General features: G+C 49.8%; 11 protein-coding genes, 6 tRNA genes and 4 pseudogenes. 3 read left to right on the top strand and 18 right to left on the bottom strand.

The genetic code is table 11. The features are described from left to right. Positions 1-40 precede the first annotated feature (40 nt). The 5 genes from NM96_06440 to NM96_06460 all read right to left on the bottom strand — a co-directional run bounded on the left by NM96_06440 (position 41) and on the right by NM96_06460 (position 5,613). On the bottom strand, positions 41-1,582 hold the full coding sequence (locus NM96_06440; protein AVR79023.1) for a long-chain fatty acid--CoA ligase: 1,542 nt from the start codon (positions 1,580-1,582) through the stop codon (positions 41-43). Positions 1,583-1,689: 107 nt separating this feature from the next. Next, entirely contained in the window at positions 1,690-2,712 is a 1,023-nt protein-coding gene (locus tag NM96_06445) for a peptide ABC transporter permease (GenBank protein AVR79024.1), read from the bottom strand. 255 nt (positions 2,713-2,967) lie between these two features. Continuing rightward, positions 2,968-4,020, bottom strand: a complete 1,053-nt coding sequence (locus tag NM96_06450) for a microcin ABC transporter permease (GenBank protein AVR79025.1) — start codon at positions 4,018-4,020, stop codon at positions 2,968-2,970. A gap of 199 nt (positions 4,021-4,219) precedes the next feature. Continuing rightward, complete coding sequence (locus tag NM96_06455; protein AVR79026.1) at positions 4,220-5,149, bottom strand: GTP-binding protein; 930 nt, start codon at positions 5,147-5,149, stop codon at positions 4,220-4,222. Then, a complete protein-coding gene (locus NM96_06460) occupies positions 5,137-5,613 on the bottom strand; it encodes a transcriptional repressor (GenBank protein AVR79027.1) in 477 nt (158 codons plus the stop codon). Before NM96_06460 ends, NM96_06455 begins: the two co-directional genes overlap by 13 nt. 256 nt (positions 5,614-5,869) lie before the next feature. On the opposite strand from NM96_06460, the gene NM96_06465 reads away from it, so the two are divergent. Further along, the gene (locus NM96_06465; GenBank protein AVR79028.1) at positions 5,870-6,220 is read left to right on the top strand and encodes a hypothetical protein; all 351 of its coding nucleotides are present in this window, start codon (positions 5,870-5,872) and stop codon (positions 6,218-6,220) included. Positions 6,221-6,291: 71 nt separating this feature from the next. Here the strand turns inward: NM96_06465 and NM96_06470 are convergent. Continuing rightward, positions 6,292-7,097 (bottom strand): annotated as a pseudogene (locus NM96_06470) (IS481 family transposase). Positions 7,098-7,150: 53 nt separating this feature from the next. On the opposite strand from NM96_06470, the pseudogene NM96_06475 reads away from it, so the two are divergent. Continuing rightward, positions 7,151-7,600 (top strand): annotated as a pseudogene (locus NM96_06475) (IS630 family transposase). A gap of 4 nt (positions 7,601-7,604) precedes the next feature. On the opposite strand, the pseudogene NM96_06480 reads toward NM96_06475, so the two are convergent. The 12 genes and pseudogenes from NM96_06480 to ccoG form a co-directional block, all read right to left on the bottom strand. Further along, positions 7,605-7,897 (bottom strand): annotated as a pseudogene (locus NM96_06480) (integrase). Between the two features lie 290 nt (positions 7,898-8,187). Then, positions 8,188-8,277: transfer RNA gene (locus NM96_06485), tRNA-Leu, on the bottom strand. A 111-nt stretch (positions 8,278-8,388) separates the two neighbouring features. Next, positions 8,389-8,462: transfer RNA gene (locus tag NM96_06490), tRNA-Cys, on the bottom strand. Between the two features lie 27 nt (positions 8,463-8,489). Continuing rightward, positions 8,490-8,565: transfer RNA gene (locus NM96_06495), tRNA-Gly, on the bottom strand. A gap of 22 nt (positions 8,566-8,587) precedes the next feature. Then, positions 8,588-8,663, bottom strand: a tRNA-Gly gene (locus tag NM96_06500). A 26-nt stretch (positions 8,664-8,689) separates the two neighbouring features. Continuing rightward, positions 8,690-8,765: transfer RNA gene (locus NM96_06505), tRNA-Gly, on the bottom strand. Between the two features lie 39 nt (positions 8,766-8,804). Then, positions 8,805-8,880: transfer RNA gene (locus NM96_06510), tRNA-Gly, on the bottom strand. 86 nt (positions 8,881-8,966) lie between these two features. After that, positions 8,967-9,527: a CDP-diacylglycerol--glycerol-3-phosphate 3-phosphatidyltransferase gene (gene pgsA / locus NM96_06515; protein AVR79029.1), complete on the bottom strand. Its 561-nt coding sequence runs from the start codon at positions 9,525-9,527 to the stop codon at positions 8,967-8,969. 101 nt (positions 9,528-9,628) lie between these two features. Continuing rightward, a complete protein-coding gene (locus tag NM96_06520) occupies positions 9,629-10,174 on the bottom strand; it encodes a type IV secretion protein Rhs (GenBank protein ID AVR79030.1) in 546 nt (181 codons plus the stop codon). 123 nt (positions 10,175-10,297) lie between these two features. Continuing rightward, positions 10,298-10,405: pseudogene (locus NM96_06525) on the bottom strand (IS5/IS1182 family transposase). Positions 10,406-10,514: 109 nt separating this feature from the next. Then, the gene (locus NM96_06530) at positions 10,515-11,084 is read right to left on the bottom strand and encodes a hypothetical protein (protein ID AVR79031.1); all 570 of its coding nucleotides are present in this window, start codon (positions 11,082-11,084) and stop codon (positions 10,515-10,517) included. Between the two features lie 3 nt (positions 11,085-11,087). Further along, positions 11,088-12,599, bottom strand: coding sequence for a cytochrome c oxidase accessory protein CcoG (gene ccoG / locus NM96_06535; protein ID AVR79032.1), 1,512 nt, complete (start codon positions 12,597-12,599; stop codon positions 11,088-11,090). A gap of 6 nt (positions 12,600-12,605) precedes the next feature. Between ccoG and NM96_06540 the strand changes: the two genes are divergently transcribed. Further along, complete coding sequence (locus tag NM96_06540) at positions 12,606-12,809, top strand: hypothetical protein (GenBank protein AVR79033.1); 204 nt, start codon at positions 12,606-12,608, stop codon at positions 12,807-12,809. Positions 12,810-12,891 lie beyond the last annotated feature (82 nt).

Genomic DNA, 12,891 nt, shown 5'->3' on the forward strand with positions numbered 1-12,891 from the left:
TCTGATTCAAACCCGCAAACCGAGGTCGTCTGAACGCTTATTATTTCTGAAACTGCTCTTTCAACACCCGTTTCAACACTTTGCCCGTAGCGTTTTTCGGCAGTTCGTCTTTAAAGTAAATCTGTTTGGGGATTTTGAAATTCGCCAAATGTCCGCGCAAATGGGCGCGCACGTCGGCTTCGTCCAGCGTTTCGCCGTCTTTGAGTTGGATAAAGGCAATGATTTCTTCGTCGGCATATTGGTCTTTTACGCCAATGACGGCTGCGGCTTCGACGGCGTCGAGTTTGTAAATCGCCTCTTCGATTTCGCGCGGATAAACGTTTTGCCCTTTGGAAATAATCAGGTCTTTTTTGCGGTCGACGATAAATATGAAACCGTCTTCGTCTATCGTGACAAAATCGCCTGTTTTCAGCCAGCCGTTGACGATGGCTTCGTCCGTGGCATCGCGCATATTCAGGTATCCCTGCATGACCGAACCGCCTTTGACGATGAGTTCGCCCACTTCGCCCGTCGGTACTTCGACCAATTCGTCGTTGACGGCTTTGACCTCCAATCCGGGCAAGGCGATGCCGACGCTGCGGGCTTTTTGCCTTTCGGGCGTGTTGACGGCAACGACAGGCGAGCATTCGCTCAAGCCGTAGCCTTCCAAAAGCTTGGCACGCGGGAACTTCGCTTTAAAGTCAAGGATGGTTTGTTCCGCCAAAGGCGCACCGCCGCTGATAAACAGACGGACGCGGTTGAACCATCTGAAATACCAAGGGATTTTCGCTTTGCTCATGGCGGTGTAAATCGCGGGCACGCCCAAAAACACGGTCGCGCGTTTGAATAAAACCTGTTTCAAAACGTTGGAGAACGGGAAAACGGATTTCACCAAAATAATCGAACACGCCATATAAATCGGCAGCAACACCATGGCCGTCAGCGTAAAGCTGTGGAACATCGGCAGGAACACGACGAAGCGGTCGCGTTTGGTAATCTTAAAGATGCGCTCGATGTCTTCAAGGTTGGAAAACAGGTTGCCATAGCTGATCAATGCGCCTTTAGGATGGCCTGTCGTGCCGGAAGTATAAATAATATGCGCCAAATCATCGATTTTCGGTTGGCGGCTCAAATCGGGCGTACCCGAAAAACGGCGCGCTTCTTCAAAACGCGCATCGGCTTCGTCCGCCGCTTTCGCCTCGCCTATCCAAATGATTTTCTCGACGCGGGTCTGTTTTTTCAGCCCCTTCAATTCTTTCTGCAAACCTGCCGAAGCAAACATAAACCGCGCTTTGCAATCGTTCAAAATATACGCGTATTCGTTGTTTTTCAAAAACGTATTCATCGGTACGGCAACCGCGCCGATGGCAGAGACGGCAAAATAGGCGCTGATAAATTCGGGCGAATTGGATACCGCCAGAGCCACTTTGTCGCCGAATTTGACGCCCATATTTTGCAGATACGCCGCTACGGCATCGACTTCCCGCTTGAGCGCGTGGTAGGTGGTTTTTTCTTTGTCGTTGAACACCGCAGTCCCTTTGCCGTTTTTACGGCAGGCAGCGGCCAGCATTTCGTAGAAATTTGTGTTGTGTGTTTGATTCATTGAAATTCTTTAAAAATGAAGTGAGTAAAATATTATAGAGGTCGTCTGAAACTTCTAAAGGCGCGGGTCGCGCATTGATGTACACCCGCAAAGACTCCGTGCTTATACTATCCCCTAGCGCGCACGTCAAACGCCTGACGCAAGCCCTCGCCTATCATCACCAGCAAAAGCAGCATAACCGTCAGCGTACCGACGGTGGACAAGCCTATCCACCAAGCGTCCAAGTTGTCCTTTCCCTGCGCCAAGAGTTCGCCCAAGCTCGCCTGCGACGCGGGAACGCCCAAACCGAGAAAATCCAAGCTGGTCAGCGCAAGCACCGCGCCGGAGATGCGGAAAGGCAGAAACGCCAATACAGGCGTCAGACTGTTGGGCAAGATGTGCCGCCACATAATCGCGCGGTTGCCCACGCCCATCGAACGCGCCGCCAAAACGTAATCGGCCTGACGGTTTTTCAAAAACTCGGCGCGGACATAGTCCGACAGCCCCATCCAACCGAACAGCGACAGCAACACCAGCAAAATCAACAAACTGGGATTGAAAAACGAAGACAGGATAATCAAGAGATAAAGCTCCGGCATCCCGCCCCAGATTTCGATAAAGCGCTGCATCAAGAGGTCTGTCTTGCCGCCGAAATAACCCTGCACCGCGCCGGTGATCATGCCGATTACGGTCGTTACCAAAGTCAGCGCAAGGGCGAACAATAGGGAATCACGGAATCCGTAAACCAAACGCGCCAAGACATCGCGACCACGGTCGTCCGTGCCGAGCAAGTGCCTTTCGGACGGACTTGCAGGGTCGGGCTGCGTGTCGAAATCATTGAGCGTATCGGCATCGTAGGGATTGGGCAGATAAACGGCGTAATTGCCGTTTGACGTGATGTTGCCGCGTATCAGCGGATCAAGATAATCGGCAGGCGTGTCGAAATCGCCACCGAACACAGTTTCGTTGTATTCGTTTACCAGCGGAAAATAATATTCGCCCTGATAACGTATCCACAAGGGTTTGTCGTTGCTCCACAAAGGCGCAAGCAGCGCGACGGCGAACAAAACGGCTAAAATCCGCAACGCGAACCAGCCGCGTTTGTGTTGCTTGAAAGCCTGCCAAGTGGGGTTTGAGGTGTGTGTTTTCATAATTGGGTTGCACAAAGGTCGTTTGAATATTCAACCATGGAGATTACTTATAAGCCAACTTTTCCAATTCTGACTTATGCGCGGCAATTACGCGCTTTGCGCTATGCATGACCAACCGTTTGGTTGCTTCATCATCCTGCAATTCCATACGGACTACTTTTGCACCATCGTTTTTATGTTCGCGGCTTTCTTCAGAAATATCTTTTAAACGTTTAATCATATTTAACTCCATAATTCTTTAAGTTTTCAGACGACCTATTTCTGTCCGCCGAAATGAATGCGCGGATCGACCCACGAATAAGAAATATCCGACACCAATTTCGCCAGCAAACCCATCAGCGTGAACACATACAGCGTCCCCATCACCACCGGATAATCGCGCTTCATCACCGCCTCGTAGGAAAGCAGCCCCAGCCCGTCGAGCGAGAACAAGGTTTCAATCAGCAAGCTGCCGGTGAAAAACGCGCCGATAAAGGCGGCGGGGAAGCCGGTAATCAGCGGAATCATTGCGTTGCGGAAAACGTGTTTCCACAAAATCTGCTTTTCCGGCAATCCCTTGGCGCGGGCGGTATAAACATATTGGCGGCGGATTTCTTCAAGAAACACGTTTTTCGTCAACACCGTCGTTACCGCCAGACTGCCCGCTACCGAAGCCGTAATCGGCAACGCCATGTGCCACAGATAATCCTTGATTTTGCCTGCCCACGACAGCGTGTCGAAATCATCGCCGACCAAACCGCCCTGCGGGAACCACGCAAAAAAGCTGCCGCCGCCGAACAACACCAGCAGCACCAAACCCAACACAAACGGCGGTATGGTATAACCGACCAGCACCACCATCCCCGTTACCGCATCAAAACGGCTGCCGTCGCGCACCGCCTTGGCAATGCCCAACGGGATACAAATCAGATAAGCCAGGAAAAACGTCCACAAGCCCAAACTCATCGATACCGGCATTTTCTGTTTGACCAGCTCGAACACGGTTTCATGATGGAAAAAACTCTTGCCCAAATCAAAACGGGCAAACCGCCACACCATATCCGCAAACCGCGTCAGCGGCGGCTTGTCGAAACCGTACAGCGCATTCAACGCCGCCAAATCTTCCGGGCTGATGCGGTTGCCGTTTTTCATGATATTGCCCGCCGTCGCATTCGCCGTCTCGCCGCTGACCGCGCCATGCGTCAACTGCTGCACCATCTGCTCCACCGGCCCGCCCGGCACGAATTGGATAACGGCAAAAGTAATCGCCAAAATCCCCAACAGCGTGGGGATTAAGAGTAATAGGCGGTGGAGGATGTAACGGTACATGCTTGGGTATTCCTCTATTTGGGTTTGAAGGTCGTCTGAAAATTGTTTCTTGTTCAACCCGAAGTGTTTATTTGATTTTTTCGCGGGCAAAGCCCACGCTACACGGTTGCTTTATATTCTTCTGGCAATTGAACCAATAGACTTCACTATCGTTTAGGTCGTCTGAAAATTGAAGCGGCAAACTTTCAGACGACCTCTCTTATTTTTCCAAAGCCTCTTGCAGTTTCTTTTCAATCAAATCTGCGTCAAACGACTTGGCAATCAGCTCGAAGCGCGAATCGCGGCGCCATGAGACTTGGTTGGCGCCCCATTGCCCGTCCACCCAGTTGAGCCACACCCATGTGCCGAGCACTTGGAACACGCCTTTGGCGCGGACGAGGCCGTCTGTGAATTTGGGCAGGTCGTTGAAGAAGTTGGTCAGCTTTTCGCCGTCGAAATCGCGTCCGGCGGGGAAAGTGAAACCTTGCGACTGGAAGCCCATGGTGTTGTCCGGCAGGGCTTTGAGGCGGTAGCGTGATTTTTCGATGACGGGAATGTCGAGCCATTGGATGTCGAGTTGTGCGTTTTGGACTTCAACCACTTTGGCTTTGGGCGGGAACAGTTTTGCCGCTTTGTCGTGAAATTCGGCAAGCTGTTCGGGGGTGCATAAATCGGTTTTGCTGGCGACCAATACGTCGCAGATGCCGATTTGGTCTTTATACAACGCCTGCTGTGCGTAATCGGGGTTGATGAACTGGCGCGGATCGACGACGGTAAAAACGGCGCCGATTTCCAAAAGGCTGTCCAGCGGTTTGGCTTTCAATTCGTCGATGACGCTGGCGGCATGCGCCAGTCCGCTTGCTTCAATCATCAGGCGGTCGGGCTTGGCGTCGCGCAGCATTTTCTGCACGGTTACGCCCATTTGCGGACCGGCGGTGCAACACAAACAGCCGCCGGCGATTTCTGCCACAGGGATGCCGTTGTCGCTCAATACCGCGCCGTCAATACCGATTTCGCCGAACTCATTGACGATGATGACCCATTTTTCGTTCGGGTCTTTCTGCTCCATCAGGCTTTTGAGCGCGGTGGTTTTGCCTGTTCCCAGAAAACCTGAAATCAGGTGGACTTTGGTTTTTTTCACTTCTGACATTTTTTACAGATTCCAGTTAAAACAACGTGTTCTTCTTTCAGCGCAAAGCCGCTTTCGGCAACGCCTGCGCGCAGTGCCGCCCATTCGTGGCTCAGGGTTTGCTCGTCCGCCGTGCCGCATTCGGTGCAGACCAAAATAAACGCGCTATGGTGTGCTTCGGCTTCTTCGTGGTCGTGGCAATGGTCGTCGCACTCGTGCTGCGCGTGGCTGCACAAAATATAGCCGTTGACCGCCGCCACTTTGTGTAAAACGCCCTGCTCCGCCCAAAAATCAAGGGCGCGGTAGGCCGTCGGCGGCGCAACCACGCCCTCGCTTTGCTGCTGCATCTGCGACAAGACGTTGTAGGCTTTAATCACGCCGCTTTGCTGCAAAACGATATCGAGCACCTGCTCGCGCAAAGCGGTTACCTGTACGCCGTCACGGCGTGCCTGTTCGAGGATTTTTTGTTTGATTGCGTGTTTCATAAAGGCTTTCAGACGACCTTAAAATTCTGAACGGAGAGGATTACATTATAACGTGTTTCCGTTTGGTTTAAACTGCTGTTGTTTTCAGGAGCGAAAAACATGGGGAAACACCCTTGGGAACAGCGAATAATAGTCCTCCTTCAAAATCCAAATACCTGGAAATAAGCCTGACATTTTACCGAGAGGAATAGCTCCTCCCCTTTGTATAGCCAATTAAAAATAAAATAGTACAATACTCAACTTTGAAGTTTTGACCATGGCATACTCTGCGGACTTAAGGAATAAAGCTTTAAACTATTACGAACAATGCAAAAATATCAGCCAAACCGCAGTAACGTTTAACTTGTCAAGAAACACGCTTTACCTGTGGATTCGCCTTAAAAAACAAACGGGCAGCCTAAAACATCAAGTTACTGGTCTAAATGCCGTCAAATTGGATAGGCAAAAACTGGCTCAATATGTTGGGCAACACCCGGATGCCTATCTGCATGAAATCGCCAAACATTTTGATTGTACGCCAGCCGCCGTTTGCTATGCACTCAAACAGATGGGGATGATGCGCAAAAAAAGACCACCACTTACAAAGAACAAGATCCGGCCAAAGTGACGCATTATTTGACACAGCCGGCCGAATTTTCTGACTACCAACGCGTTTATTGTAGAAAATCGTCGCGTTGTTTACACAACAGGTTGAGAAAAATAAGCCTGCAAGACCTCAAACGGCGTATCGCCGTTCAAACTGCGGTGTGGCTTCACAGTGTTATAAAAATTAACAAAGCGGCACAACTCCTTTTGCCGGTGTTCCGGACTCTCAAACGACTGTTTCTCATGCCACATCTCCATCAGGGTACGGATAACCCGCTCCGCCTTACCGTTGGTCTGCGGACGGGCAACCCGGGTAAACTTTTGACCAATCCCGTTCTCGTAACAGGCTACACCGAAAGCATGGTTGGCCGAGCCTTTGTATTCCGTACCGTTGTCGGAGTAAACGCACTCAATCAGGTATGGGCAGGGATCAATCAGGTGTTCGGTCAGAAACTTGGCGGCGCTGTCTGCGGTTTTGTCCGGCAAAATGGCGGCGTATAGCTCCCTTGAGAAATCGTCGATGGCGACAAACAGGTAATCCCGCTTATCGGTGGCTTTCTGCCCTTTGAGCAGCGGCAGCCGTTTGGTGTCGAGATGCACCAGCTCTCCGGGGTAGGATTTATTGTAGCGTTTGGCCTGCTTTTTGAGTTTTCCTGAATGCTGCGTTCTACCTTGGCCAGGCGTTTCATTCCGTACTTTGCCTGTTTGAAACGGTTGTTGGTACTGGTTTGCGGTTTGAGCAGCTTGGCCCTTGCGGCTTTAAGGGCGCGGTAAATGGTGACGCGGCTGACTTGGTAGCGGCGTGCCAGGGAGGTGACGCTTTCCTTCCCCTGCGTGTAGGCCAGCCAAATGGCTTGTCGGTGGTGCGGGGTGAGGCGGGTGTTTTTGTGCATGTTCATGTTTCAGTATTCTCCTGGAAATACTGTAAACAACGCTACTGATTTCTACACGTTATTTAGATGAAACAGGATTTGACCGCTACCTGTTCCGTCCCTATGCCCGCAGCCCGAAAGGGCAAATAGTGAAAGCGCAGATAAGTGGAAAAAGATACCGACGCTTATCTCTGGTGTCCGCACAAGTCGGCAACCGGCTGATTGCTCCGATGGTTTATCAAAATACGATGACCGGAGTCTTTTTTGAAGCGTGGTTTCAGCAATGCCTACTGCCTGCATTGACTCAAAAATCGGTGATTATTTTAGATAATGCACGATTTCACCGTATGGGTGTCTTACGGGAAATGGCGGGAAAATTGGGACATAAGGTATTGCCTCTTGCACCTTATTCGCCTGAGCTCAACCCGATTGAGAAGGTGTGGGCGAATATTAAGCGGTATCTGCGAACCGTTTTGTCTGATTACGCCCGATTTGACGATGCGTTACTGTCCTATTTTGATTTTAATTGACTATATTACTGACAGCGGCTTGCCATTCGCGTTTTTCCTGTTGCTTGGCTTCGCTGGGGTCTTGCCCCGATGCAAGCAAGCAGCGGGCGTTTTCAGCAGCTTGGTGGGCTTCCACTAGTGATATGGTCGGATATTTGCCGATTGAAAGCGTTTTCCGTTTGCCGTTATGCGAAAAATCACCCCCCATAACTTCCCGCCGCTCGTATTGATATACAGATACAAGCCCTTGCCGTCATTCAGCTTAAACGGTTTTTCGGCAGGCTTGGTGTTTTTGATTTGTCGGTCGTTCAGCTTCATTTTTACAGTATTTTTCAGATACCGCAAAAGATACCGTAAATTTTAGGTTGATTCAATTAGGCAGAAATAGGCAGAATTATATGATGTATAGTAGATTAACTTTAAACCAGTACGGCGTTGCCTCGCCTTGCCGTACTATCTGTATTGTCTGCGGCTTCGTCGCCTTGTCCTGATTTAAATTTAATCCACTATAAAGATACCGAAACCAGTGAGAAGCCTTGTCTTTCTTGGCTTTGGTTTACGGTGTTAGGCTTCGACAGGCAAAAAAATAACCGCTCTAAAAGCGGTTGTGGTGCCCGGAGCCGGAATCGAACCGGCACGGCCGGTTTAGGGCCGACGGATTTTAAGTCCGTTGTGTCTACCTATTTCACCACCCGGGCGCAGACTGTTTTATATTAAAATTTGGAGGCGGGGGCACGGATTTGAACCGGCCTATATAAGGGTTGCACCCCTTATAGCATAAACACTCTGCCACCCCGCCATGAAATGAGTGGAGGCGAGAGTCGGAATCGAACCGGCGTAGACGGATTTGCAATCCGCTGCATAACCACTTTGCTATCTCGCCAAACAAACTACCAGGTAGTGTTCAAACTGGAGCGGGAAACGAGTCTCGAACTCGCGACCTCAACCTTGGCAAGGTTGCGCTCTACCAACTGAGCTATTCCCGCCTATCCAAATGTGCCTGAATGATGGAGCGGGAAACGAGTCTCGAACTCGCGACCTCAACCTTGGCAAGGTTGCGCTCTACCAACTGAGCTATTCCCGCATGGGACACATCTGAAAATTAAACTGTGGAGCGGGAAACGAGTCTCGAACTCGCGACCTCAACCTTGGCAAGGTTGCGCTCTACCAACTGAGCTATTCCCGCATCGGAGAAACTTTATAGCAACTTAAGACAGGATTCGTTTGGAGCGGGAAACGAGTCTCGAACTCGCGACCTCAACCTTGGCAAGGTTGCGCTCTACCAACTGAGCTATTCCCGCCGAATGTCTGTTTCTTGCTGCTGTTTCTGAAGAAGACGCAATTATTATGGATTTAAAACTTGTCGTCAAGGGGTTTGTTTTATTTTTTATTTGATTTCCTGCCACGCCATTTTCAGATAATAGAACATTGACCAGAGGGTTAATACAGATGCGATAAACATCAATATGTTACCTGTCAGGTAAAAAATATTGTCAAATCGATTGGAGGCTAAGAGCAATAAAAATATAGCAACCATTTGCGCGGCGGTTTTAAATTTGCCGATCGTGGCAACGGCAACGCTGCTGCGTCTGCCCATTTGCGCCATCCATTCCCTCAAGGCGGAAATGGTAATTTCCCTGCCGATGATGATGATGGCGAAGATAACATAAGTACGGCCAAGGCTGACCAGCAGTAATAATGCGGTCGCTACCATCAATTTATCCGCAACGGGATCGAGGAATGCGCCGAAATCGGAGGTTTGCTTCCAAAGCCTTGCTAAAAATCCGTCAAACCAATCGGTTACGGCTGCGAGTGCGAAAATGATAGCGGCAGTCCAATTGACGGTTTCCGGTGCAATCCACCCTTTTGGCAGGAAAAACAGCAAAGTAAAGACCGGAATCAGCAAAACGCGCATCCAAGTCAGAAAAATCGGTATGTTCCAAGGCATGATTTACCTTTGATGTGGTTATGATAGTTAATTTGCCTATTATAACGGACTTGTCTGTCTGAAAGCATATGTTTTAACCATCTTTCAGACAGCAAAAGCCTTCAAGTCCGTTTGTTTTTTCGATAAAACCTGCATTGAGGCAGCCATTCTTTTTGGCACGGGTCGTCGATAAACGACTTTAAAATCTTTTGAAAGGTTTGATTTTGGGCGTTGTATATGTTGCCTTTTAGATGACACGACGCGTAATAATGCGCCAATAAATCCGCCTGCTGCTCCATATTCAGCATACCGAAATGACAAATATCAGACAGATTGGGATAGAGATAGGCACGGCGGCGGCGGTAGCCTCCGCTGACGAACAAAAACAATCCGCCCAACCAGGTTTTAAATCCTTGCTGGTACTGCCAAACATGGGTCAATTCATGAATCATCCATATTTGATGGGACTCGGAAGCGAGGGCGAAGTCGTCAGGACAATTATTGCGCGGGAAATAGATGTTCCCGTTGGGCGAAACGGCAACCTGCATGGTTGGTAGGCAAGGAATGCCTTGATAGATTTTGACGCGGGCGTAATCAATGCTGTCGGCAAAAATCAGCTTTGCCATTTTGATTTCGTTGTCCGTCAGCCTGCGCCAGCGTTTGCTCATACCTTGTCCTTGTTACTTTCATGACGACCGGGGTCATCTGAAAACGGTTATCCTGCCTTATCAGTCATTCAGCTATGTTCACGACCGATACTGCCCTGCCCGCTTTATAGTGGATTAAATTTAAATCAGGACAAGGCGACGAAGCTGCAGACAGTACAGATAGTACGGAACCGATTCACTTGGTGCTTCAGCACCTTAGAGAATCGTTCTCTTTGAGCTAAGGCGAGACAACGCCGTACTGGTTTAAAGTTAATCCACTATATTTGCGCCAACATCATCACAAACCTTACAACATGAAGGTCGTCTGAAATTTTTCAGACGACCTTTTGAGCCTGTCAAACTATTGTCCTGAATCTTTCGGCTTCTGATTGGCGTTCTCAAACAATTTGTTCATAGGGGTCAGATTGATTGCATTGCCTTGACTGACTATCCATTTATCCTCCACCCGCCAAACGCCCGAGGTATCTTCCACGCGCAGATACCAGTGGTTGGTCGGCGGCAGGGGTTTGAAAGTTGCTTCATACTCCATACGGCCGTTTTGGATTTCCGAGCTGACGGGGTGCAGTTTGACGGTTTGGTCTTCCGATTTTTTAGTCGGGTGCATCAAAAGGAGATTCAAAGGCTGTTTGGGATCGAATTCCCCGCTGACAAACACTTTGGCCGCATCCTTATCCGGACTGATCAACACTTGCACCTGCATATGCCGCTTTACTGCCTCTTCATCGCGGTGAAGCTGGATGTCGATGTGTTTGCCGTCTTTGTAATAGTCGTCCGTTACCAAATCGGTTGCATGCTCTTTGGCGACGAAGAACATGGCGACACTGGCAATCACAACGAAAATAGGCCCCGCCATCAACACCCACGGCCAAATGTGTTTGTACCAAGGTTTGACTTGTTTTTGCTCGGACACGTTTTATTCTCCGATAAAGGTTGCTTCTTCTTCCAAGATAGTGGGTTTGCCATCTGCTTTGCCGGTTTCGCGATAAGTGAAGGTAAACTCAATCGGATGGCTGCCCTTGTCGGCGTATTCGGGAATGGTGGAAACTTGGACAGGGATGGTCAACGTTTGGCGCGGTGCGATTTTCACGCCGCCTTCCGGCAATCCGGTCAGGGCAATTTCTTCAAAGCCTTTGACTGCCGCAGTCATCACTTGTTCGTTTTCGCTATTGTTGATAATGCGCAGGTTGTATGCGTTTTCCAGCCAACCTTTGCTGTTTTCGCGCACCATCACGCCGCGGTCTTTCAAAATATCGACTTCTACCATTTTGCGGGTGGAAAGTCCGACCAAGAAAGCAATAATAACCACCAGTAAAACAGCGCCGTATCCCGCCACACGCGGACGTTTCAAGCGTTTTTTGATGTCGCTTTCAGGATATTCGTGTTCCAACGCGCCTTCGGTCGTATAGCGTATCAGGCCGCGCGGATAACCCATTTTGTCCATAATTTCGTCGCAGGCATCAATACACGCCGCACAGCCGATACATTGGTATTGCAAACCGTCGCGGATATCGATACCGACGGGACAGACCTGTACGCACATGGTGCAGTTGATGCAGTCGCCCAATCCGCTGTCTTCTTTGTTGGCGGTTTTCTTGCGTGCGCCGCGCGGTTCGCCGCGTTCGGTATCGTAAGAAATAATCAGCGTGTCTTTGTCGAACATCGCGCTTTGGAAGCGTGCATACGGACACATATGCAGGCACACTTTCTCACGCATAACGTGGGCAAAGAAGAAGGTCATGAAGCCGTAAAACGCTGCGGCAAACATCGCGCCGCCGCCCGCCGCTCCGGCAAACAAGTCGGGAACGAACTGGCGGATCGGGACAAACCAGCCCGCAAAGGTAATGCCTGTCCACGCGCAGACAATGAAAATCAGCAGGGCTTTAGTTGCTTTGATGCGGATTTTAGTGAAATTCCACGGCGATTTTTCCAGCTTCAGGCGTTTGTTGCGGTCGCCTTCGACCAAGTTGTCGATCCAAAGCATGATTTCGGTGTAAACCGTCTGCGGGCAGGAATAGCCGCACCACAAGCGTCCGGCAATCGTCGTCCACCAAAACAGTCCGAAGGCGCAAATCATCAGCAGCAGGGCAAGGTAAATCAAGTCGCCCATACCCAGCGACAGCCCGAAAATGAAGAAATGGCGGTCCGGAATATTGAAGAGTACCGCCTGACGGTCGCTCCAGTTGAACCACGGAATCACATAAAACACAAACTGCGTCGCCAATACGGCGGCTATACGCAATTTGGCGAACCGCCCTTCCGCTTTTTTCGGATGGATGCGTTCCCCTTCGGGATGGATTTGGATGACGCTGGATTTGGGTTTTGAGGGTTTGGGCGGAGCGGTTTTTGCCGGTTTCTCGGACTGCTCTTTCGGGGCAACGTTTTTTTCTTCTGACACAGCGTTTTCGGCTTGGTTTTCTGTTGACATTTTTCAGTGTTCCTTCGTGTGTTTGCGCGCAGGTCTTTTATTCTGATTACTGGTTTGATTGGTTTTTCAGACGACCTTTTATATGCGTCGGAATCATATCATTTGAACTTGACCAAAGCAAAAAGCCCTACTTGGCTTTTATATGCCACCCGTTTTGATTTTTCTGTTGTCCGAGTCCGAAATCGGCGATATTCAAGCAGTTGCATATAACCGATGACGCTATGCTTATAGCGAATCGCTATATCTCTGATAAAAATTTATAAACTACTGTTTCAAAACGGAATAACAGTTA

The organism is Neisseria mucosa, from assembly GCA_003028315.1.
GTDB classification, from domain to species: Bacteria; Pseudomonadota; Gammaproteobacteria; order Burkholderiales; family Neisseriaceae; genus Neisseria; species Neisseria mucosa.